This is a genomic window from Plantactinospora sp. WMMB334 (assembly GCF_049179095.1).
Classification (GTDB): domain Bacteria; phylum Actinomycetota; class Actinomycetes; order Mycobacteriales; family Micromonosporaceae; genus Plantactinospora.
Window position 1 is genome coordinate 6,339,609 of the sequence record NZ_JBMHME010000002.1, and the last position, 22,484, is coordinate 6,362,092.

Annotated in this window: 17 protein-coding genes, 1 tRNA gene and 1 pseudogene; 5 read left to right on the forward strand and 14 right to left on the reverse strand. The window is 72.7% G+C overall.

The features are described 5' to 3' along the window. Positions 1 to 3: 3 nt before the first annotated feature. Positions 4 to 980 (forward strand): annotated as a pseudogene (locus ACN27G_RS27285) (tyrosine-type recombinase/integrase); the annotation flags it as partial. A 151-nt stretch (positions 981 to 1,131) separates the two neighbouring features. Here the strand turns inward: ACN27G_RS27285 and ACN27G_RS27290 are convergent. Beyond that, positions 1,132 to 1,208, reverse strand: a tRNA-Thr gene (locus tag ACN27G_RS27290). Between the two features lie 194 nt (positions 1,209 to 1,402). Here ACN27G_RS27290 and ACN27G_RS27295 point away from each other — a divergent pair. Then, complete coding sequence (locus tag ACN27G_RS27295; protein WP_421495594.1) at positions 1,403 to 3,127, forward strand: metallophosphoesterase family protein; 1,725 nt, start codon at positions 1,403 to 1,405, stop codon at positions 3,125 to 3,127. Between the two features lie 130 nt (positions 3,128 to 3,257). Here ACN27G_RS27295 and ACN27G_RS27300 read toward each other — a convergent pair whose 3' ends face one another. The 6 genes from ACN27G_RS27300 to tmk all read right to left on the reverse strand — a co-directional run bounded on the left by ACN27G_RS27300 (position 3,258) and on the right by tmk (position 9,191). Further along, the gene (locus ACN27G_RS27300; protein WP_421495595.1) at positions 3,258 to 4,094 is read right to left on the reverse strand and encodes a PSP1 domain-containing protein; all 837 of its coding nucleotides are present in this window, start codon (positions 4,092 to 4,094) and stop codon (positions 3,258 to 3,260) included. A 27-nt stretch (positions 4,095 to 4,121) separates the two neighbouring features. Then, positions 4,122 to 4,775 carry a hypothetical protein gene (locus ACN27G_RS27305; protein ID WP_421495596.1) on the reverse strand — a complete coding sequence of 218 codons (654 nt, stop codon included), beginning with the start codon at positions 4,773 to 4,775 and terminating at the stop codon, positions 4,122 to 4,124. Continuing rightward, entirely contained in the window at positions 4,775 to 5,113 is a 339-nt protein-coding gene (locus ACN27G_RS27310) for a hypothetical protein (protein ID WP_421495597.1), read from the reverse strand. The genes ACN27G_RS27305 and ACN27G_RS27310 overlap by 1 nt, the downstream gene beginning before the upstream one ends. Continuing rightward, complete coding sequence (locus ACN27G_RS27315) at positions 5,114 to 5,440, reverse strand: YbaB/EbfC family nucleoid-associated protein (RefSeq protein ID WP_421495598.1); 327 nt, start codon at positions 5,438 to 5,440, stop codon at positions 5,114 to 5,116. A 209-nt stretch (positions 5,441 to 5,649) separates the two neighbouring features. Further along, on the reverse strand, positions 5,650 to 6,921 hold the full coding sequence (locus tag ACN27G_RS27320; RefSeq protein ID WP_421495599.1) for a DNA polymerase III subunit delta': 1,272 nt from the start codon (positions 6,919 to 6,921) through the stop codon (positions 5,650 to 5,652). Then, positions 6,921 to 9,191: a dTMP kinase gene (gene tmk / locus ACN27G_RS27325; protein WP_421497476.1), complete on the reverse strand. Its 2,271-nt coding sequence runs from the start codon at positions 9,189 to 9,191 to the stop codon at positions 6,921 to 6,923. The genes ACN27G_RS27320 and tmk overlap by 1 nt, the downstream gene beginning before the upstream one ends. A 324-nt stretch (positions 9,192 to 9,515) precedes the next feature. Here tmk and ACN27G_RS27330 point away from each other — a divergent pair, with 324 nt between their 5' ends. Next, entirely contained in the window at positions 9,516 to 10,739 is a 1,224-nt protein-coding gene (locus tag ACN27G_RS27330; RefSeq protein WP_421495600.1) for an amino acid deaminase/aldolase, read from the forward strand. 92 nt (positions 10,740 to 10,831) lie between these two features. Here the strand turns inward: ACN27G_RS27330 and ACN27G_RS27335 are convergent, their stop codons facing one another. After that, a complete protein-coding gene (locus ACN27G_RS27335) occupies positions 10,832 to 11,476 on the reverse strand; it encodes a TetR/AcrR family transcriptional regulator (protein WP_421495601.1) in 645 nt (214 codons plus the stop codon). Positions 11,477 to 11,672: 196 nt separating this feature from the next. Here ACN27G_RS27335 and ACN27G_RS27340 point away from each other — a divergent pair, with 196 nt between their 5' ends. Both ACN27G_RS27340 and ACN27G_RS27345 read left to right on the forward strand, forming a co-directional pair. Next, entirely contained in the window at positions 11,673 to 12,995 is a 1,323-nt protein-coding gene (locus ACN27G_RS27340; RefSeq protein WP_421495602.1) for a D-arabinono-1,4-lactone oxidase, read from the forward strand. A gap of 78 nt (positions 12,996 to 13,073) precedes the next feature. Next, entirely contained in the window at positions 13,074 to 14,021 is a 948-nt protein-coding gene (locus ACN27G_RS27345) for a GNAT family N-acetyltransferase (protein ID WP_421495603.1), read from the forward strand. 12 nt (positions 14,022 to 14,033) lie between these two features. Here ACN27G_RS27345 and topA read toward each other — a convergent pair whose 3' ends face one another. The 6 genes from topA to ACN27G_RS27375 form a co-directional block, all read right to left on the reverse strand. Beyond that, positions 14,034 to 16,925 carry a type I DNA topoisomerase gene (topA, locus tag ACN27G_RS27350; RefSeq protein ID WP_421497477.1) on the reverse strand — a complete coding sequence of 964 codons (2,892 nt, stop codon included), beginning with the start codon at positions 16,923 to 16,925 and terminating at the stop codon, positions 14,034 to 14,036. A 354-nt stretch (positions 16,926 to 17,279) separates the two neighbouring features. After that, complete coding sequence (locus ACN27G_RS27355) at positions 17,280 to 17,990, reverse strand: hypothetical protein (protein ID WP_421497478.1); 711 nt, start codon at positions 17,988 to 17,990, stop codon at positions 17,280 to 17,282. A 173-nt stretch (positions 17,991 to 18,163) separates the two neighbouring features. After that, positions 18,164 to 18,706 carry a hypothetical protein gene (locus ACN27G_RS27360; protein ID WP_421495604.1) on the reverse strand — a complete coding sequence of 181 codons (543 nt, stop codon included), beginning with the start codon at positions 18,704 to 18,706 and terminating at the stop codon, positions 18,164 to 18,166. Positions 18,707 to 18,814: 108 nt separating this feature from the next. After that, positions 18,815 to 21,199: a sodium-translocating pyrophosphatase gene (locus tag ACN27G_RS27365; protein WP_421495605.1), complete on the reverse strand. Its 2,385-nt coding sequence runs from the start codon at positions 21,197 to 21,199 to the stop codon at positions 18,815 to 18,817. Between the two features lie 352 nt (positions 21,200 to 21,551). Beyond that, a complete protein-coding gene (locus ACN27G_RS27370) occupies positions 21,552 to 21,989 on the reverse strand; it encodes an ATP-binding protein (RefSeq protein ID WP_421495606.1) in 438 nt (145 codons plus the stop codon). Positions 21,990 to 22,026: 37 nt separating this feature from the next. Continuing rightward, positions 22,027 to 22,383 (reverse strand): STAS domain-containing protein, encoded by a 357-nt coding sequence (locus tag ACN27G_RS27375; RefSeq protein WP_421495607.1) that lies wholly within the window; start codon positions 22,381 to 22,383, stop codon positions 22,027 to 22,029. Between the last annotated feature and the right edge of the window lie 101 nt (positions 22,384 to 22,484).

Here is a 22,484-nt window from a genome sequence, read left to right on the forward strand (position 1 = left end):
GCTCTGTGGCTGGACGAAATCATTGCGGAGGAACGCGTCACGCCGCAGACGATCAGCAGGTACGAGATCAGCGTGCGCGTCTCGATCGTGCCAAGCCTTGGCAACCTGCGCATCCGAGAGGCCGGCGCGGGCCGCATCGACAAGTTCCTCCGTAAGGTCGCCGAGGACCGCCCGTCAGCCGCTAGGAGTGCAGAAGTCGTCCTCGGCCAAATGTTCGCCCTGGCCGTACGCCGTGGCGCGCTGACGACCAACCCCATACGCGAGACCGGTCGACTACGTAACCCGCAACGTAAGGTGGTCGCCCTAGAAACGGAGCAGCTGGACGGCGTTCGCTCGGCAATCCGCAAATGGCAAGAGCCCACACCAGGGAAGTCCGGACCTCGCCCCACCACTGACTTGGCCGACATCGTTGACCTCATGCTCGCCACCGGCGCCCGCATCGGCGAGATCCTGGCGCTCCGCTGGGAAGACCTGGACCTCTCCAGCGAACACCCGACCCTGACCATCTCCGGCACCATCGTCTACCTCAAGCGCAAGGGCTTCTTCCGGCAGGACTGGACGAAGTCCGACGCGGGTCACCGGGCAATGGTCCTGCCTCGGTTCGCGGTCGGGATGCTGATAGCCCGCAAGATCACCGCCGCTGACAACCCCCACGACGCGATCTTCGCCTCCCGGCGTGGGACCTGGCTGTCCCCGCAGAACGTTCGTCGCCAGTGGCGCCAGGCCCGCGCCGACACCGGCCTCGAATGGGTGACGCCGCACACCTTCCGCAAGACCGTCGCCACCCTCATCGACAAGGAGGCCGACGCCGACAGCGCCGCTGCCCAGCTCGCCACAAGACCAAGAAGATCACCAAGAAGCACTACATCGTGAAGCCCACCCTCGCCCCGGACAGCTCCAACATCCTCGAACAGCTCGGCGCCAAACTGGTCACAACCGACCCCAAGCGTCGCGATCATGGGCCAACCCGGGCCACGTAGACGCGGGCAGGCGAGGGCCCGCCCGACATGACCCGCCATGTCGAACCTGATCGCCTACGGACGTTATCGAGGGGTTTTCGGGGGGCGATTCAAAACTACATAGACAAACATGAGACCCTGCCCAGCATTTCTGCTGGTCAGGGCCTCACCTTGGAGCCGCCTGACGGAATCGAACCGTCGACCTACGCATTACGAGTGCGTCGCTCTGACCGACTGAGCTAAGGCGGCAACGCCGGCAAGTCTACGACACCCCTCGCCGGCCCGTCCCACGGGTTTCCGACGAGCGCGCCGGCCCGCCGGCCGGCAGCCGCCGCAGCAGAGGACAGCCGCTACGCCGGCGCGGAGGGACGGCCGCTCCGTGGAGCGGGCAACGGTCGGTACGCGGACAGTTGTCCGAGCCCCGCCGGACTACGCTGCCACCGATGACCGATCACCAGGCACCGCCGATCCCGGTGCAACCCGCGGCCCCACCCCGTCCCGGCAGCCTCGATCCCCGCGAGCTCGGTTTCACCCCACAGCGCCCGGTGCCGTGGCTCGCGCCGCTGCTGCTGATCAGCACCGGGCTGCGTACGCTGCTGGCGTTCCTCTTCGGCGCCTACCTCGACAAGCGCGAGCTGCAGAACTCGCTGCCGAGCGAGGTGACCCGGCAGGTCGGCCCGGACGGTGACCTGTGGCTGGACTACGTCGCCGACCTCGGTGACGGTTTCGACGCCACCTACTCGGTCGCCTACCTCCTCTCCCGCCCCGAGGTCACCACGGACGGGCACCGGCTACCGCGCGGCCAGATGCTGCTGATGGGCGGCGACCAGGTCTATCCGACCGCGAGCGGCGAGGCGTACGAGAACCGGTCCAAGGGCCCCTACCAGGCGGCCCTGCCGCAGCCGCCGGCCGACGGCCCGCAGCCGGTGCTCTACGCCCTCCCCGGCAACCACGACTGGTACGACGGCCTCACCGCCTTCCTCCGGCTCTTCGTCCGCTCCCGGGACGACAACGTCGGCGGCTGGCGTACGCCGCAGAGCCGCTCCTACTTCGCCGTCGAACTGCCGGCCGGCTGGTGGCTCTTCGGGCTGGACTCGCAGGCCGGTTCCTACCTCGACGACCCGCAACTGCGCTACTTCGAGGAGGCGGCGCAGCGGCTCACCGCCGAGTCGCGGGTGATCATCGCGGTGCCGGAGCCGGCCTGGCTCAAGGCCGTCGACAAGCCGGGCGAGTACGACACCATCGACTATTTCATCCGTACCATCGTCGCGCCGACCGGCGCCCGGGTGCGGCTGCTGCTCTCCGGCGACCTGCACCACTACGCCCGCTACACCGGGCCGGACCGCGAGCTGGTCACCTGCGGTGGTGGCGGCGCCTACCTCTACCCCACCCACAAGCTGCCCGCCCGCATCGAGGTGCCGCCGAAGGACACCCTGTCCCGGCGGGCCAGCACCAGCGAGTGTTACGAGCTGGCCGCCCGCTATCCGGAACCGGGCCGGTCCCGGCGGTACGGCTGGGGCATCTTCGGCCGGCTGCCGCTGCGCAACCCGGGCTTCGCCACGCTGCTCGGTGGGCTGCACACCCTGCTGATGCTCGCCATGGCCGGGGTGGTGGCGCCGCGCTCCGAGGCGGCGGCGCAGCGGCTCTTCAGCATCCCGCTCGCCGCCATGCTGGTCGTCACGCTGCTCGGCGCGGTCTTCTTCGCCAAGCCGCCCAGCGCCAGCGGGAAGCGCCACGCCCGGCACTGGATCCTCGGGCTCTGTCACGGCTTCGCCCATGTCGGGCTGGCCGCCGCCGGCACCTGGATCTGGCTGCAGCTCTTCTTCCACGCCTGGCCATGGCCGATGTCGGTGGTCGCCGCGGCGGTGGTCTACGGGCCGGTGGCGGGTCTGGTCGCCAGCCAGCTCACCGCGCTCTACCTGCTGGTCGCCGGTTCGTTCGGGGTCAACCTCAACGAACTCTTCGCCGGGCAGGGGATCGAGGACGCCAAGAGCTTCCTCCGGCTGCACATCGCCGCCGACGGCACCCTGACCGGCTATCCGGTCGCGGTCGACCGGATCTGCCGGCGCTGGCAGGCGGAGCCCGACGGCGCTCCGGACGCCGCCTGGCTGACGCCCACCCAGCCACTGCCACTCCGCCTCGCCGAACCGCCGTTCACGCTCCGTTGACCACCCTCCGCAGCTCCGGACGCCGGTGAACGACCGGCGGGAACGGCCGGGGCCGCGGAACGACCGGGGAACGGCCGGGGCCGGGGAACGGCCGGCGGGGGCCGTGCGGCGGCGCGCGGGTCTCCGCCGGTCAGCGCTCTTCGTAGGCGCGGCGGGATCCGCAGACCTCCGACAGGGCACACCGGCGCACACTGCCGTCGGAGAGCTGCCGGACGGTCACGGTCTCGCTCGGCGGGTGCCTGGAGACCACCTTGGCCTGCCCGTCCGGTGTCTCCACCCGCTGGCCGGGGCTCGGATAGCTGCCGCTCTCCGCATAGAGCGGGTGCTCGTATTTCAGGCAGCACATCAGCCGGCCGCAGGCACCGGAGATGCGCAGCGGGTTGAGCGGCAGTTCCTGATCCTTGGCCATCCGGATGGTCACCGGCTCGAAGTCGGTCAGGAAGGTGGCGCAGCACAGGTCGCGCCCGCAGGAGCCGATGCCGCCCTGCACCCGCGCGGAGTCCCGTGCCGAGAGCTGGCGCAGCTCGACCCGGCAGTGCAGGGTGGCGCCGAGGTCGCGGACCAGGGATCGGAAGTCGACCCGGTGCGGCGCGGTGAAGTAGATGGTGGTCCGCGACCCGCTCGACGAGCCGCTCGGAGCCGAGTCGACGACGTGGTCGACGGCGACCACCTTCATCGGCAGCCCGTGCTCCCGGATCAGCCGCTTCGCGGCCACCTTCGCCTCCGCCTTGCGCTTGCGCAGCATCTCGTCGCGGCGCAGGTCCTCCTCACCGGCCAGGCCCGCCAGTCGGGGGAAGCCGCTGGTGTCGTCCGACACCCACTGCGCGGCCCAGACGCACTCCGCCACCTCGGTGCCCTCGTCGGTCGGGACCAGCACCCGGTCGCCGACCGCCGGCCGCAGCTCGCCGGGATCGAGGTAGTAGAGGCGGCCGTAACGGTTGAAACTGACCGCGCACAGCATGCCCATGCGCTTCACCCTACGACGGCCGCACTGTCAGAGGACGATCCGGCCGCCGTCGGGGCCCCACACGGGGAGGTCCGTCGGCCGGTGGGCGAGGACGTCCAGCTCCGCCGCCCACCGCTGCGGCAGCACCTCCGCCCGGTCGTACGCCTCGGCGACCGTGGCCAGGATCCGGGCGCCGATCTCGGCGGCGGCCGGTGCGACCGGCGGACCGACGCCGGCCCGGGCGGCCGTCACCACGGCGACCGCCTCCGCCGAGCCGAGCACGTCGCCGACCGTACGGGCCAGCGCCCGGCGGGTGTCGGCGATCCAGTCGGCGACCGCCCCGGCGTACGCGGCCGTGGCGTCGACCCGCCCGGTCAATCCGGTCACGTGCTCCGCCAGCCCACTGCGGTGCGCCGCGTACGCCTCGGCGGCCGGCCCCTGCCAGGAACCGCCCTCGGCCAGCGTGGCCCGGACCTCCTCGTAGGCCCGGCGCAGGTCCCCGGTCACCCGCGCGGCGTCGGCCAGTGCGCCGGGGCGCAGCTCGATCACCGCCTGCACGGCGTCGCCGGGCAGCACCCGGAGCCGGCGGAGCAGCGGCCAGATCCGGTGCCCGGCGGGCGCACCGGCGGCGGCGAGGACGTCGTCGACCCGCCCGGACAGCTCGACGGCCGGCTCGGCGAGCTGGTCGAGGGCGTCCTCCATCACGCCTCCTCCGCGTAGCGTCGCTGCGCCGCGGCGTCGCTCTCCGCATAGCGTCGCTGCGCCGCGGCGTCGCTCTCCGCATAGCCGCGGCCGGCGATCCGCAGTGCGGCGCCGGTGTCGGTCAGCGTCTCGGCCGCCGCCAGCAGCTCCCGCCCCCGGGCGTCGAGCGCGGCCACCCACTGCCGGTGCAGGCACGCGCCGACCTCGCCGAGCCGCCCCGGGCCGTCGGCGACGACGGCGCCACCGTCCGGCCCGGCGTACGGCAGCCGGCGGGCGAGATCGGTGAGCGTGCCGGCAACGTCGTCGAGCCGGCCGGCGATCTCCCGCAGGGCCTCCACTCAGGCCTCCGTCAGTCGGCGGTATTCGCCGAACGTCTCGGTGTGGAGCTTCTCCCGGGCCCACCGGGCGGCGTCGTCGGCCGCGGTGATGGCGGTCCGGACCGATCGGGCCACCTCCGGTCCGGTACGGGTGTGCAACGGCCCGAGGAACCGTACGTCGGTGACCGTCCCGGCGGCGCTGACGACCAGTTCGACCAGTCCGTCCGGCGAGCGGACGGTGACCTCGACCCGGCGGATCGCCTCGTCGAACTCGGCCTGCAGCGCCTCGATGCGCCGGTACCGCTCGATCGCTTCCTCGACCCACGACTGGTCGATCTCCCGCGTCACCGGCAGGCCCTCCCGCTGTGGTGAAACCGAGCGCGTCGCTCACCGAATGTGTCACCCTCGCTGCGTTACGGCACCGAACCGTACCGGGCGGACCACCCGAAGGGAACCCTTCACCCAAGATCGACCTGATCAGGACCGATCGCCCGGATCCGGCCAGTCCCATCTACTCCGGCCGATGCCGACCGATGCCGGTCGCCCCGGCGGCGGGGTCAGCCCCGCCAGAGGGCGAGCATCATCGCCTCGACGGCGATCCGGGGCTTGACGTTGGTCTCGATCGCCGCCCGGCAGCCGAGCACCGCCTCAAGCCGGCGCAGCGTGCCTTCGGGGGTCCACTTCCCGGCGGCGGTGGTCGCCATGCCGGCGACGTCGGTGTGCACCGGCTCGACCGGTGCCCGCAACGAGACGGTCAGCACGTCCCGGTAGAAGCCGGCCAGGTCGACCAGGGCCCGGTCCAGCGCGTCCCGCTGGGCCCGGGTGGCCCGGGACTTCTGCCGGCGTTCGAGGTCCTTGAGTTGGCCGGCCGCGCCCCGGATCGCGCTGGTCGCGCCCCGGCCGGTACCACCGGCGCCGAGCGCGGTCTCCAGGGCGGCCCGCTCGGCCGCGTCGGTCTCGGCCACGGCCGCCGCCGCCTCGGCCTCGGCCGCGTCGATCAGCGCGGAGGCGGCGTCGAAGCAGGCGCCGACGCCGGTCAGCCTGCGCGGCAGGGCCAGCACCGCCTCCCGCCGCCTGCGCGCGTCCGGATCGCGGGCCAGCCGGTGCGCCCGGCCGACGTGCCCCTGGGCGGCCGCGGCCGCCCAGGCGGCCACGTCCGGCCCGATGCCGTCGCGGTCCCGGAGCACCATCGCCACCGCCTCGGCCGGCGGCTGGCGCAGCGCCACCACCCGGCATCGGGAACGGATGGTCACCGAGATGTCGTCCGGGTGCGTCGACGGCGTGCAGAGCAGGAAGACGGTACGCGGCGAGGGCTCCTCGATCGCCTTGAGCAGCGCGTTGCCGGCGGCCTCGGTGAGCCGGTCGGCGTCGGTGATGACGAGCACCTGCCAGCGTCCCCCGCTGGGGGTGCTGGCCGCCCGCAGCACGAGCGCCCGCATCTCGCTCACCCCGATGGAGAGCCCTTCGGGGACCACGAACCGGACGTCGGCGTGCGTCCCGGCGAGGGTCGTGTGGCAGCCGGCGCACTCGCCGCAGCCGGTGCCACGGAGGCACTGCAGGGCTGCCGCGAACGCCCGGGCCGCGACCGAACGTCCGGAGCCGGGGGGCCCGGTGAAGATCCAGGCATGCGTCATCGCGCTTCCGGCGGTGGCCACCTCGACCGGTGCGGTCTCGGGGCTGTCGGCGGCCGGGACGGTCTCCGCCGCTGCGCTCGCCGGGACGGTGTCCGCCGCTGCGGTCGCCCGGATCGCCTCCGCCGCCGCGGTCGCCCGACGGAGGGTGTCGACCGCCTCTGGCTGCCCGACCAGGTCGGCGAAGACCTCGGGCATCAGGGCCGCCGTTCGAGTTCGAAGCCGCCATGCCCACCACCGACGCGGTCCGCCGCACCGCGGCCCGCCTCCGCACCACCGGCACCCCGCTGCACCCCGGCACCCCGCTCCGCCGCTCTGGCAGGCGGCTCGGCCTCGGGACGCGGCTCGGCCTCGACAGGCGACTCCGCCTCGACAGGCGGCCCCGCCTCGGCCTCGGCACGCAGCTCGGCCTCGGCACGCAGCTCGGCTTCGGATAACTCCGGTCGGGCCGAGGTGTCCGGTGGGCTCGCCGGTTCGGGATGAGCGGCCAGGTCCGGGTCGGCGAGCATCCCGGTGACCCGCTCGGCCACCGCCGCCGCGAGTTCGTCGGCGGGCCGGGCGGCGTCGAGCACCAGGTAGCGCTTCGGGTCGACGGCCGCCAGGTCGAGGAAGGCGTACCTGACCCGGTCGTGGAAGTCGAGCGACTCGGCTTCCAGCCGGTCCGGATCGCCGCCCCGGGCGCCCACCCGGGACAGACCGGCCCGGGGCTCGATGTCGAGGAGGACCACCAGGTCCGGCTTGAGGCCGCCGGTGGCCCAGGAGGAGAGCCAGGAGATCTCCTCGACCGGCAGGGTCCGGCCGGCGCCCTGGTAGGCGAGCGACGAGTCGACGTAACGGTCGCTGATCACCACCGCGCCCCGGGCGAGCGCCGGGCGGACCACGCTGGCGACGTGATGGGCCCGGTCGGCCGCGTAGAGCAACGCCTCCGCCCGGGGTGCGACGGCCTCGGCGCCGGCCGTCCGGCCCAGCACCAGGCTGCGGATCTGCTCCCCGATGCCGGTCGCACCCGGCTCCCGGGTCACCACCACCTCGTGGTGTCGCTGGCGCAGCGTCTCCGCCAGCCTGCTCACCTGCGTCGACTTGCCCGCGCCCTCACCGCCCTCGAAGACGATGAAGGCGCCGCTCGCGGCGAACGGCTCGGCCGGGAAGAGCGGCCGGCCCCGGATCGAGCCCCAGAGGTCGGAGAGCACCGGCACGCCCGGCTTGTCGTCCATCTGGCGGAACGCCTTGATCCCGGTGAAGATCCCGACCGCACCGGCGACCAGCAGCAGCAGCCGGGTCGAGGAGACCGAGACACCCAGGTCGACGATGCGCAGCTGCCAGGAGCCACCGACGCCGACCAGCAGGCTGCTGACCGAGATCGCCAGGATCAGCACCAGCCGGGTGCCGGTCTGCACCACGGCGAAGACCCGGCCGCGTACCTCGTCGGCGATCTCGCCGCCGAGCAGGGTGATGCCGGCCAGGAAGGCCATCCCGGCGCCGGCGCCGACCAGGACCGCGCCGAGGATCGCCATGGAGAGGTGGATCGAGCCGGCCAGCACCAGCACCGAGGCGCTGGCCAGCACGATGCTCATGCCGAACCAGCGCCGCCGGGACATCTCCCGGACGATCATCGGCCCCAGCCCGACGCCCGCCGACAGGCCGAGGAAGATCGCACCGAAGAGCAGGTAGAACGCCGCGTCACCGGCGGCCAGCGACTTGGTGAAGAAGTTCGCCGTACCGATCACGACGCCGCCGCCGGCGAAGGCGCCGAAGATGCCGAGCACCAGCCCCCGGACCAGCGGGGTCTTGCCGATGAACCGCCAGCCGTCGACGAACTGGCGCAGCACGCTCTCGTCGGCCCTGCCGGCGCTCTCGCGGCGACCGCTGCGACCACTGATCTCCCGGATGCCGAAGAAGACCACCAGCGCGGTCGCCAGCCGGCTGAGCGAGTTGAAGTAGAGCGCCAACTGGGTCGGGTCGGCCCAGCCCGGCGGCGGACCGGCGGAGACCGCCCGGATGCTCCGGTCCAGCACGGCGATGCTCACCGCGGCCAGCACCGGGGTGAGTCCGTAGGTGGTGATCAGCGTGAGCTGGTTGGCCACCTCCAGCCGGGTCCGGGGGATCAGGTTCGGGACCGCGGCCTCCTTGGCCGGAATCCAGATCAGCGTGATCGCCTCGATCAGGAAGGTGGCGACCGCCGCCCAGCCGACCACCAGGCCACCGCCGACGTCCAGCAGGGCGGCGAGCGGGATCGAGGCGAAGAGCACGAACCGGAGCAGGTCGCAGACGACCATCGTGATGCGGCGGTCGAACCGGTCGGCCAGCACCCCGGCGACCGGGCCGAGCACCAGGGCCGGAAGCAGCCGGACCGCGATCACGGCGCCGAAGGCGAGCCCTTTCGCGGTGTCGCCGGTGACCTGGCTGGAGGCGAAGACCGAGGTGGCGAGGAGGCCGAGCCAGTCACCGAAGGAGGCGGCACCCAGCACCAGCCACAGCCGGCGGAACGGACGGATCCGCAGCACCGAGCGGAGCGCCTGGTAGCCGGTCCGGTCGACCGGACCGGCGGTGGAGACGGGCGCGGATGCGCCGGGCGGCGGCGTCGTGCGCCCCGCGCTCCTGTCGTTGTCGTCGATGGCCGTACCCCTCCGCGCCCCGGCCCATGGCTGGGCTCCCCCGATCACACTCTAATCGCGGTACGGATCCGCCCCGACCCCGACATTCCCCGGAGCCGGAGCCCAGGGACCTCCCGGACGGCCGGCCCGATACGCGAGACGGTTTCGCATTTCAGCCCCAGAGGTTAGCGTGCACGAATGGCCACCGAACGCGACCACCTGCACCGATGCCTGGACCGGGCGACCGCGCACCTCGACCCTCCCTTCGCCGTGGTCGACCTCGACGCGTTCGACGCCAACGCCACCGCCCTGGTGGGTCGGGCCGGCGGGAAGCCGGTCCGGATCGCCAGCAAGTCCCTGCGCTGCCGGACCCTGCTCGACCGGGCCCTGGCCCGACCCGGCTGGCAGGGAGTGATGACCTACACGCTGGCCGAGGCGATCTGGCTGGTACGCAGCGGCGTGACCGACGACGCCCTGGTCGGCTACCCCACCGCCGACCGGCAGGCGCTGGCCCGACTGGCGGCTGAACCCGAACTGGCCGCCGCGATCTGTCTGATGGTCGACAGCACCGCCCACCTCGACCTGATCGACGCGGTCGCCCCGGCAGGCTCCAGGGCGGAGGAGATCCGGACCTGTCTCGACCTGGACGCCTCGTGGCGCCCGCTCTCCGGCGCCCTCGGCGGCCGGTTGCACATCGGCACCCGCCGCTCGCCGCTGCACTCACCCGCCGAGGCCGGCGCGCTGGCCGCCACGATCGCGCAGCGGCCGGGATTCCGGCTGGTCGGCCTGATGTCGTACGAGGCACAGATCGCCGGGCTCGGCGACGCACCGCCCCGGCAGTCCGTACGCGGTGCCACCATCCGGCTGCTGCAACGGCGCTCGTACCGGGAACTGGCGCACCGGCGCGCGGCGGCGGTGGCCGTGGTACGTGACCACGCCGACCTGGAGTTCGTCAACGGCGGCGGCACCGGCAGCATCGCGCTGACCGCGGCGGACCCGGCGATAACCGAGGTCACCGCCGGATCCGGCCTGTACGGCCCGACGCTCTTCGACGCGTACCGGAGCTGGCGACCCCGACCGGCGGCGTTCTTCGCACTGCCCGTCGTGCGCCACCCCACCGCGCGGATGGCGACCCTGCTCGGTGGTGGCTGGGTCGCCTCCGGACCGGCTTCCCCGGGCCGGCTGCCCACCCCGTGGCTGCCGCCGGGTCTGCGGCTGACCCGCCTCGAGGGGGCCGGCGAGGTGCAGACGCCGCTGACCGGCACCGCCGCCGGATCGCTGCGGATCGGTGACCGGGTCTGGTTCCGGCACGCCAAGGCGGGCGAGCTGGCGGAACATGTCGGAGAGTTGCACCTGGTGCAGTCGGGCCGGGTCGTGGACACCGTTCCGACCTACCGGGGCGAGGGCCGGGCCTTCCTCTGATCGAGGATCGGGCCCGACACGCCCGGAAACACGGCCGGCAGCGGCCGGTCGGCCAGCCAGCGCAGATGGCCGGTCAGCCGGCGCACCGCCGGTCAGCCGGCGGAGGACGCGGCGTCGACGTGCCGGTGCAGGTACTCGCGGATCAGCGCGGTCGCCTCGGCCAGCACCTTCTCGTCGCCCTCGGGATCACGCCGGAAGGCGAGCTTGATGAGCGCGTCGGCGGCTTCCACCGCGATCTCCAGCGCGAAGCGCAGCCGGGGCGCGTCGGCGGTGCCGAACTGCTCGACCAGGACCCGGGCCAACTGCTCGGCGATGACCCCGTTGTTGTCCCGCTCCTCGTCGAGCAGGTGCAGGTCGACGACGTCGCCGAAGTGCAGGGTACGGAAGCCGGGCACCTCCCGGTGCATGGTGATGTACTCGTCGATGGCGGCGTCGACCCCGTCCCACCAGTGGGTCAGGTCGCCCCGGGAGAAGCGCTCGCTGAGCCGCTCCAGGTATGCCTCCATGTTGCGCAGGGTCAGTGCCTGCACGATCGCTCGCTTGTCGGGGAAGAACTGGTACACCGACCCGATGGCCACTCCGGCCCGCTCGGCGAGCAGGGTGGTGGTCAGTCCCTCGTAGCCGACCTCGTCGACTATCTCGGCACAGGCGTCGAGCATGCGCTGGACCCGGGCGACGCTGCGGCCCTGCACCGGTACGCGGCGCAGTGGACCGGATGTGGCGGTTGACGTGGACACTCGTCGCCACTCCCTTTCGACGGGGTGAAGGTTACTAGGCGTCACGATTCGAGGACGCTAACCGTACTAACGAGCCGAACGGATATCGGTATTTACTCGCCGTGACGATCCTGATTTACTCGCCCTGGTACACCTTCTACCTGAGTATAATTCGTGTTCATCTATTGCTGGCCTGGTCACGGCCGGGGAGGTCACGATGAGCGGGCGTGCCGCACCACCCGGAGCCACCTCCTCCTGGCGCAACTGGGCCGGTAACCAACGGGTCAGCGGCGACGCACTGCGACCATCGACCGTGGACGAGATCGTCGCCACGGTCGCCACCGCGCGGGCCGCCCGCCGGCGCGTCAAGCCGGTCGGCAGCGGCCACTCCTTCACCGCGATCGCCCGGGCCGAGGACCAGCGGGTCGATCTCACCGCGCTGAGCGGACCGGTCCGGGTCGATTCCGAGCGTCGGCAGATCACGGTACCGGCCGGGACGACACTGCATGCGCTCAACGAGTTACTCGCCGGTCACCAGCTGGCGCTGGCCAACCTCGGCGACATCGACGCGCAGACCGTGGCCGGGGCGATCTCCACCGGCACCCACGGCACCGGCGCCGGATACGGCTGCCTCTCCGCCTTCGTCACCGGGCTCACCCTGGTGACCGGCACCGGAGAGGTCCTGGAGTGCTCCGCCGACCGGCACCCCGACGTCTTCGCGGCGGCCCGGGTCGGGCTCGGCGCCCTCGGGGTGATCGTCGAGGTCACCCTGAGCTGCGTGGACGCCTTCGTGCTGCGCGCCGACGAGCGCCCGGCCCCCCTCGCCGAGGTGCTCGCCGACCTGCCCGCCCTGGTCGGCGGGAACGAGCACTTCGAGTTCTACTGGTTCCCGTACACCGACCGGGTCCAGGTCAAAATCAACAACCGGGTGCCCGCCGACGACCGGCCGCTGCCGAAGCTGCGGGGCTGGCTGGACGACGACTTCCTGGCCAACTCCGTCTTCGCCGGTGCCTGCCGGCTGGGCCGGGCCGCCCCGGCGCTGGTGCCGACCATCTCCGCCGTCTCCGCCCGCGCGCTCACCGCGCGCAGCTACACGGCCCGCTCCGACCGGGTCTTCTGCACCTCGCGCCGGGTCCGCTTCGAGGAGATGGAGTACGCGCTGCCCCGGGCCGCCCTGCCCGAGGCACTGGCCGGGCTCCGCCGCGTCGTCGACGAGCTGCCGTTCCGGGTGCTCTTCCCGGTCGAGGTCCGGTTCACCGCCCCGGACGACATCTGGCTCTCGCACGGCTACGGCCGCGAGTCGGCGTACGTCGCCATCCACCAGTACGCCGGGATGCCCGCCGAGCCGTACTTCCGGGCCTTCGAGCGGATCGCCACGGCGCTGGGCGGCCGGCCGCACTGGGGCAAGCTGCACTACCGGGACGCGGAGTCGCTGCGCCCGGCGTACCCGCGATTCGCCGACTTCCTGGCCGTGCGGGACCGGCTCGACCCGGACCGGATCTTCGCCAACTCCTACACCGAGCAGGTGCTCGGCCCGTAACTCCGCCCGTCGGCCCGGCAGGCGACCGGCGGTGGGAAATCGGTCGGGCCGGGGCGGGCGATGCCGTATACAGGCCCGATGACCGGTCCGACACCCCGGATGCGCCAGTACTCGGACGCCGACCTGCCCCGCCTGTCCCGGACCTTCACGGCCTGGATCGCCGACGCCGGCCGGTGCGGCTACGACCACGTCGGCGAGGTGCCGCACCGGATCTACGAGAACCTGCGGGGCCGGCCGGTGCAGGAGCTGGTCCAGCTCTGGGAGGCCGACGGCGAGATCGTCGGGCTCGCCGTCAACCTGCGTTTCGGCACCGCCTTCGACGTCTTCACCGCGCCCGCGCTGCGCGGCGGCGCCGCCGAGGCCGAGATGCTCCGGGCGGCGTACGAGACCACGGCCGCCTGGATGGACCGGACCGGGAGCGCCGAGCCGTACGTGCTGACCGACGTCTTCGACTGCGACACCACCCGGATCGGGCTGCTCACCGGGCTCGGGTTCACCCGGTTCCGCACCTGGGACGACGTGACCGTGCGGGACCTCGCCCAGCCGACAGCCCGGCCGATCACCGAGCCGGTCACACCGGAGGGCTTCGTCCTGCGTACCGCCCGGCCGGGCGACGCCGAGCAGCTCGCGCAGGCGCGCAACTCCGCGTTCGACGCGGACTGGACCGGCGAGCTCTACCGGTCGGCGGTGATGACCCGGCCCGGCTACGACCCGGAGCGGGAGATCGTCGCCGAGTCGCCGGACGGGCGGATCGCCGCCTTCACCGTCTACTGGCTCGATCACCGCAACCGGGTCGGCCACCTCGAACCGGTCGGCACGCACCGGGACTTCCACCGACGCGGGCTGGCCCGGGCGGTGCTGCTGACCGCGATGCACCGGATGCGGACGGCCGGCATGGCGACGGTGACCGTCAACCACAACGCGGAGAACCAGCCGGCCCGCAGGCTCTACGCCGGGCTCGGCTTCCGCCGCGAACACCGGACGTACGGCTTCCGCCGCCCCCGGCCGGACCCGCCGTCGGCCTGACGCGGCGCGGATTCAGTCGGTCGGCTCGACGGAGGCCGTCGCCCTCGTCGGGGTGGCCTTCTTCGCCGCCGTCGCCTTGGCGGCGGTCGTCTTCTTCGCGGTCGCCTTCTTCGCCGTTGCCTTCTTGGCGGTTGCCTTCTTCGCGGTCGCCTTCTTCGCGGTCGCCTCGGTCGTGCCGGTGGCCTTGGACGCCGCCTTCTTCGCGGTCGTCTTCTTCGCCGCCCGCTTGCGCGGCGAGGGGCCCTTGGCCCGCTTCTCGGCGAGCATCTCGGAGGCCTCCTCCAGGGTCAGCGCCTCCGGAGTCTGGCCGCGCCGCAGCGACGCGTTGGTCTCGCCGTCGGTGACGTACGGCCCGAACCGGCCGTCCTTGATCACCAGTGGCTTCTCGGTGAGCGGGTCGGCGCCCATCTCGCGCAGCGGCGGGGCCGCCGCCCGACGCTGCCGGGTCTTCGGCGCCGCCAGCAGCGCCAACGCCTGCTCCAGGGTGACCGTGAAGAGCTGCTCCTCCGACTCCAGCGACCGGTAGTCGTCGCCGCGCTTCACGTACGGGCCGTAACGGCCGTTCGCGGCCAGCACCTCGGCACCGTCCGGATCCACCCCGACCCGCCGGGGCAGGGTGAGCAGTTGCAGCGCCTCCGTCACCGACAGCGAATCCGGGGACTGGGAGCGCAGCAGCGAGGCCTTGCGTTCGCCGCTGGTGACGTACGGGCCGAAGCGGCCGGAGCGGAGCACGATCGGCTCACCGGTTTCCGGATGCTCGCCGAGCTTGCGCTCCCCGCCACCGCCGAGGAAGAGCTCGTGCACCTTCTCCGGGGTCAGCTCGTCCGGGGCCAGCCCCTCGGGGATCGGCGCCCGATCGCCGGCCCCGGCCGTCTCCTCGGGCGGGCCGCCGTCGCCGGTCTCCCGGGGAGCCTGGGCGGCCGGCTCCGCGCCGGGCAGGCTCCGCTGCAGGTACGGGCCGTAGCGGCCGACCCGGACCACGACGTCGCGCCCCTCGTCGTCCCGGAACAGCGGGATCGAGTTGACGCTGCGCGCGTCGATCTCGCTGAGGTTCTCGGTGACCATCTTCTTCAGCCCGCCGGAGCGGGCCACCGACTTGTCACCGCCCATGTCGCTGCCGAAGTAGAACGAGGTGAGGAAGTCGACCGCCGCGTGGTCACCACCGGCGATCTCGTCCAGCTCGTTTTCCATCGCGGCGGTGAAGTTGTAGTCGACCAGCCGGGGATAGTGCCGCTCCAGCAGGCCGACGACCGCGAACGCCAGGAACGACGGGATCAGCGCCTGACCGCGCTTGAAGACGTACCCCCGGTCCTGGATCGTCGCCATGATCGACGCGTACGTGGAGGGGCGGCCGATGCCCAGCTCCTCCAGCGACTTGACCAGCGACGCCTCCGTGTAGCGGGACGGCGGCTGGGTGTGGTGCCCGGTCGCGGCCAGCTCCTCGGCGGTCAGCGGCTGGTCCTTGACCAGGTTGGGCAGCCGCCGCTCGGCATCCTCGGCCTCGGCGTTCTCGTCGTCGGAGGACTCCACGTAGGCCCGCAGGAAGCCCGGCTCGGTGATGGTCTTGCCGGTCGCGCCGAAGTCGGCCTCCTCGCCCGCGCTGGAGACCGCCCGGATCCGCACCGAGACGCTGGAACCGACCGCGTCGGTCATCTGGGAGGCGATGGTCCGCCGCCAGATCAGCTCGTAGAGCCGGAACTCCTCGGCGGAGAGCTCGTTGGCCAGCTCGCCCGGGGTGCGGAAGGTGTCCCCGGCGGGGCGGATCGCCTCGTGCGCCTCCTGGGCGTTCTTCACCTTGCCGGTGTAGCGGCGGGGCTCCGGGGGCACGTTCCGCTCGCCGTAGAGCTCGGCGATCTGCCGGCGGGCGGCCGCGATGGCCGTCTCCGACAGGTTCACCGAGTCGGTACGCATATAGGTGATGTAGCCGTTCTCGTAGAGCCGCTGGGCGGTGCGCATCGTCTGCTGCGAGGAGAAGCGCAGCTTCCGGGCCGCCTCCTGCTGGAGCGTGGAGGTGATGAACGGCGCGTACGGGCGGCGGCGGTAGGGCTTCTCGTCGACCCGGGTGACAGTGAAAGGCCGCCCGTCGAGGCGGGCGGCCAGGCCACGGGCGCCGTCCGCATCGAGGTGCGTCACCCCGGCGCCCGGCTTCACCCGGCCGGTGGTCGGCTCGAAGTCCTTGCCGGTGGCGATCCGGTCGCCGTCGAGCGCGACGAGGGTGGCGGAGAAGCTGCGCGGCCCGTCGGCGGCGCCCTGCACGGCGAGGGTGGCCAGGATGTCCCAGTATTCCGCGCTGCGGAAGGCCATCCGCTGCCGCTCGCGCTCGACCACGATCCGGGTGGCGACCGACTGGACCCGGCCGGCGGAGAGTCCGGAGCGGACCTTGCGCCAGAGCACCGGGGAGACCTCGTAGCCGTAGAGCCGGTCCAGGATCCGCCGGGCCTCCTGGGCGTCGACCAGGTCGCGGTCGATCTCGCGCGGGTTCGCCACCGCGGCCTGGATGGCCTGCCGGGTGATCTCGTGGAAGACCATCCGCTTGACCGGGACCTTGGGCTTGAGCGTCTCGACCAGGTGCCAGGCGATCGCCTCGCCCTCGCGGTCCTCGTCGGTGGCGAGGAAGACCTCGTCGACCTCCTTGGCCAGCCGGCTCAGCTTGCTGATCTGCTGCCTGCGGTCGGGCGAGACGACGTAGAGCGCGGCGAACCCGTTGTCGACGTCGACGCCGAGCCGGGCCCAGGACTCGCCCTTGTATCTGGCGGGCACGTCGTCGGCGTTGCGCGGCAGGTCACGGACGTGACCGAGGCTGGCCTCGACGACATAACCCGGGCCGAGATAGCCCGAGATCGTCTTGGCCTTCGCCGGTGACTCGACGATGACCAGACGGGTGCTCCTGGCGTTGCTCGGCACGTCTCTCCTGACCTCACTCACGATCTTCCCCCTGCGGACCGCCCTGTCCGCGCCGCCGGCCGGGGACGGGATCGACCGCCCGGTGTCCGGACGTCCAACGTAACGCGCTCGCCGACCCGGGAGTTGCGCGGGCCGAGAAGAGCACCGCTACGCTGCGGTGACACCGGGTGCAACAACCTGGGACGGGCGGTCATGCCGGTCGGCGACACCGTACACCCACGGACGATCGGTGCGGGACCAACCGGACGGATCACGTCCCACCTGTTGGGCCGCCAACCGGAACAATCAAACAAAACCGGCGCCGAGCTGTCCGGGATGCGACAGTTGTCGATCCATCCGCTCCCGGGGCGGCAGTTACCCGATCGAGGGCACCGGGGCGACACTTCCCGGCCACTGGCCCGGCGGCGCCGCCGGGGGCCGGTCACCCACCAGCTCCGCGAGCCGGGCCAGCCGGCGCCGGCCGGTGATCCGGTACGCCGGACCGCCCGCCCCGGCGTCGAGCAGCACCGCCGGCAGGCCGATCGCGGCCAGCGCCGCACCGACCGGCTCCCAGCACGCCTCGTCGGCGGCGCCGAGCCGGAGCAGGAAGCCGAGCGGCTCGGGAGTGCCGGCCGCCGCCACCCAGATCCGGAGCCGCGGACCGGTCAGGAAGAAGTTCGCCGGCGGCCGTTTCACCGTCTCGCGCAGCCAGGCCGCGCCGAGCGGCGCGAGCAGCGTGCTGTACGACGTCTGCACCCCGTGCCGCTCCGCCGCCCGCGTCCGCCCCAGCCAGCTGGCGGTCAGCCCTCGACGGGCCAGCTCGGCGACGAGCACGTGTACCCGCCAGGCGTCGTCCACCATGATCGTGATCCGGGCGGTGCCCCCCATCCGGACCAGCTCCCCGGGGCCGGCGAGCAGCCCGGCGAGGTCACCGACGGCGGGATCGGCGGCCTCGACCCCGAAGAGCGAGAGCTGCCGGACCGGATCCGGCGGCGGCTCGGGACGCCCCGGCCGCTCGGCGGCCGGTTCCGGAGGCGGCTCGGCCGGCTCGGCCGGCTCACCGCCTCCGCCCGGCTCCGCCGGCACGAGCGCCTCCGCCGGCACGAGGGCCTCCACCGGCACGAGCGCGTCAGCCGGGGGTGCGGGCGGGTCGGGCGGCACGAGCGCGTCGGCCGGGGGTGCGGGCGGGTCGGGCGGAGGCGCGGGTGCGTCAGCCGGCGCGGACGCGTCGGCCGGGGGCGCGGGCGGGTCGGGCGGGATCAGCGACACTCCGGAACCTCGTCGAAGGCCTGCTTCAACTCCACCGAGTCCAGCTCGCTGGTGTCGAGCGAGCTGGCGTCGTACTCCTGGTTGAGGGTGTCGACCGCGGCCTTGACCCCGTCGTAGAACTCGGCGGGCCGCCCGGTGCCGAGCGCCTCGATCGACTCGCCGGCCCGGCCGTAGGCGTCCCGCATCGAGGCCAGCGAGGAGACGAAGCCCTCGGAGATCGCCTCGCCCTTGTCCGTGTCCGGCACGCCGGCCGCCGCCACCTTCTGCCGGGCGGTCTCACTGGCCTGCTCGGCACCCCGGAGCAGCCGGACCAGGTTTTCCTTGGCCTGCGCCGGGCTGGTCTGCGCGGTCATCTGCTGCTGGGTGCTCCGGGTCAGTGCCCCGATCTCGGCCCGCCACGGCGCCAGTGCCGCGCAGACGGCGGCGGCCCACGCCTGCGGGGTGGGCCCCCCGGCACAGCCCCCAAGAAGCAGGGCGATCGTGCACAGGGCCGCCGTGAGTTTTCCGGCGGATGCCGTGCGGGGGGTTCGCATGCGTTGCAGCGTACGGGTTGGACCCGACTTCGCGAGGGGGGTGATCCCGGTGGAACGAGCCGGGCCCGCCGCGATACGCGACGGGCCCGGGTCGGCCTGCCTGCCGTCTCAGGCGTTGACCGTCTGCGGCTGCTGGTCGGAGCTGCCGCTGCCGGCACCGCCGGAGTCCGGGTCGGAGTCCGACATGGCCACCGGCTTGCGCTTGCTGATCAGCACCGCCACCACGATGACCAGCGCGGCGACGACCGCGACGGCGATCCGCAGCCCGGTGTTGGCGTCCTCGCCGACGCTCCACGCCACCACGGCCGGGGCGATCAGCAGCGAGACCAGGTTCATCACCTTGATCAGCGGGTTGATCGCCGGCCCGGCGGTGTCCTTGAACGGGTCACCGACCGTGTCGCCGATGACCGTGGCCTCGTGCGCGGCCGAGCCCTTGCCGCCGAACGCGCCGTCCTCGACGAGCTTCTTGCTGTTGTCCCAGGCACCGCCCGAGTTGGCCAGGAAGACCGCCATCAGCGTGCCGGCCCCGATGGCACCGGCCAGGTACGCGGCCAGCGCACCCGGACCGAGCCCGAAGCCGACCGCGATCGGCGCCATGATGGCGAGCAGCCCCGGGGTCATCAGCTCGCGCTGCGCGTCCCGGGTGCAGATGTCGACCACCTTGCCGTACTCCGGCCGCTGGCTGTAGTCCATGATCCCGGGCAGCTCGCGGAACTGCCGGCGTACCTCCATCACCACGGCACCGGCCGAGCGGGAGACCGCGTTGATGGCCAGGCCGGAGAAGAGGAAGACCACCGCGGCACCGACGATCAGACCCACCAGGTTGCGCGGGTTGGCGACGTTGAGCAGACCGTCGATCGACAGGTCGGAGCCCGCGTCCCGCAGTGCCACGCCCAGCGTGTCGGTGTACGACCCGAAGAGCGCGGTGGCCGCGAGCACCGCCGTGGCGATCGCGATGCCCTTGGTGATCGCCTTGGTGGTGTTGCCGACCGCGTCCAGCTCGGTGAGCGTACGCGCGCCCTGCTCGTCGATGTCGCCGGACATCTCGGCGATGCCCTGCGCGTTGTCGGAGATCGGGCCGAAGGTGTCCATCGCCACGATCACGCCGACCGTGGTGAGCAGACCGGTGCCGGCCAGCGCCACCGCGAAGAGCGAGAGGGTGAGCGAGCCGCCGCCGAGCAGGAACGCGCCGAAGACCCCGGCGCCGATCAGCAGCGCCGAGTAGACCGCCGACTCCAGGCCGACGCTGATCCCGGCCAGCACCACGGTGGCGGGGCCGGTCAGCGACGACTTGCCGATGTCCTGCACCGGGCGTCGGTTGGTTTCGGTGAAGTAGCCGGTCAGCGCCTGGATGGCGGCGGCCAGCACGATGCCGATCACGACGGCGCCGATGGCGAGGATCCGCGGGTCGATCGGGTCGGAGGCGCCCTCGGCGAGGCCGAGCCGGGTCCGCCAGTCGTCACCGAGCAGTTCGGCCCAGGTGGCCGGCAGGTAGACGAAGGACATCACCGCGACCAGGATCGCCGAGACCACCGCGGAGGCGTAGAACGCCCGGTTGATCGCGGTGAGCCCGGAGCGGTCGCCGGCGCGCAACCGGGTGATGAAGACGCCGAGGATGGCGATGAGCACGCCGATGGTGGAGACGATCAGCGGAAAGACCAGCCCCTGCTCGCCGAAGGCGGCCCGGCCGAGGATCAGCGCGGCGACAAGCGTCACGGCGTACGACTCGAAGAGGTCGGCCGCCATGCCGGCGCAGTCGCCGACGTTGTCGCCCACGTTGTCGGCGATGGTCGCCGCGTTGCGCGGGTCGTCCTCCGGGATGCCCTGCTCGACCTTGCCGACCAGGTCGGCGCCGACGTCGGCGGCCTTGGTGAAGATGCCGCCGCCGACCCGCATGAACATCGCGAGCAGCGCGGCACCGAAGCCGAAGCCCTCCAGCACGGTCGGCGCGTCACCCCGGTAGATCAGGACGACCGCCGCCGCACCGACCAGGCCGAGGCCGACGGTGAGGAAGCCGACGACGCCACCGGTGCGGAACGCGATCTGCATCGCGTTCTCCCGGCCGCCCTGGTGCTCCCGGGCGGCGGCCGCGACCCGGAGGTTGGCCCGGGTGGCCAGGGCCATGCCGGCGCCACCGATGAAGGCGCTGAACAGGGCGCCGACCACGAAGAAGCCCGAGCGGCCGATCTTGACCAGCGTCTCGCTGCCGTCGGTGTCGTGCACCGGCAGCAGGAAGAGCAGGATCACGGCGACCACGACGAAGATGCCGAGGGTCCGGAACTGGCGGAGCAGGTAGGCCGAGGCCCCCTCCTGCACAGCTCCGGCGATCTCCTGCATCTTGTCGGTGCCCCTGCCGGTCGAGAGCACGGCCCGGGTCAGCGCACCCGCGAAGCCGAGCGCCACGAGGGCGATAACCGCCGCGACGACGACGTACGTCAAATTCTCGCCGCCGAGGGACAGCCCGCCACTGTCGGCGGCCATATCTACGGACATCTATGTCCTCCTGTACCGAACACTCGCGCCCGACCGGCGGACGAACCGGTCAGGCGTCTCCACGCGTGGAGCGACGACTCGCAAGCGTTCCGCCGGCCCGCCACCCCGGGCGTCCGGCGATGCTCCCCCACCCACAGGAGCGGGACCAGCACACTTGCCGATAACCCCGGGTACTCTAGCGGGCCGTCGTGTTGAGGGTCACAACCAGGACCCGGGCAAACGCGATGATCTTCGTCGCTGTGCTAGCCGTGGGAGTCTGCTAAGGCGCTCCCCGTGCCCGCCCGGTGCGCTCCCCGTGCCCGCCCGGTGCGCTCCCCGTGCCCGCCCGGTGCGCTCCCCCAGGCCCGGCCGGTCAGCGGCCGAGCGGCCAGGCCATCCGGACCTCGGTGCCGACACCCTCGTCCACCGGACGCACCTGGAGATCCTCGACAAAGCCTGCGAGCAGGGCGAACCCGACACCCACCGTAAGCGCCTCGTCGGTCAGCGACTCGTCGGCCAACTCGTCCGGCGGCAGTGCCGCCAGCCCCAATCCGGCCTCGATCGGCGCGCGGTCGATCACCCGGACCGTGTACGTCGGCCCGTCCGACATCTCCACCAGCACCAGATCGGCCAGTCCGTACTGGCGGTGCAGGGCGACCGCCCGGGCGCAGGCCTCGCCGATCGCCAGCCGTACCTCGTCGAGCAGTTCCTCGGGCACGCCGGCCCGCCGCGCCACGGCGACCCCGACCAGGCGGGCGGTGCGGACGTGGACCGGAGCCGGGCTGAAGGAGAGCCTGACCCTCGACATCACGCCTCGACCGTCGACATCAGGCACCGGGACGTCGACATCAGGCATCGGCGCCGGAGGAGTCGGCCCCGATCGCGGCGTCCAGCGTGGCGAAGATCGGGAAGACCTGGTCGAGGGCGGTGATCCGGAAGATCTTGAGCAGCGGCTCCTTGTCGCAGACCAGCCGGAAGCTGCCACCGACCGGACGGAGCCGCTTGAGCGCCCCGACCAGCACGCCGAGGCCGGTCGAGTCGAGGAAGTCCACCCGGCCCAGGTCCACGACGATCGCCCGGGCGCCGCCGTCGATCAGCTCGACCAGGCGCTCACGGAGCCGGGGGGCGGTGTAGACGTCCACCTCGCCGCCGACCTCCAACACGGTGTGCTCACCGATGGTGCGGGTCGTCAGCGACAGATCCATCAGTCCTCCTCTGACCGCCAGGAACGCTCCTGCGCATCTAACCATCGACCAGCGGACCGCGCAGCGGCGGCGGACCGGCGGCGGACCGGTCGCCACCCGGT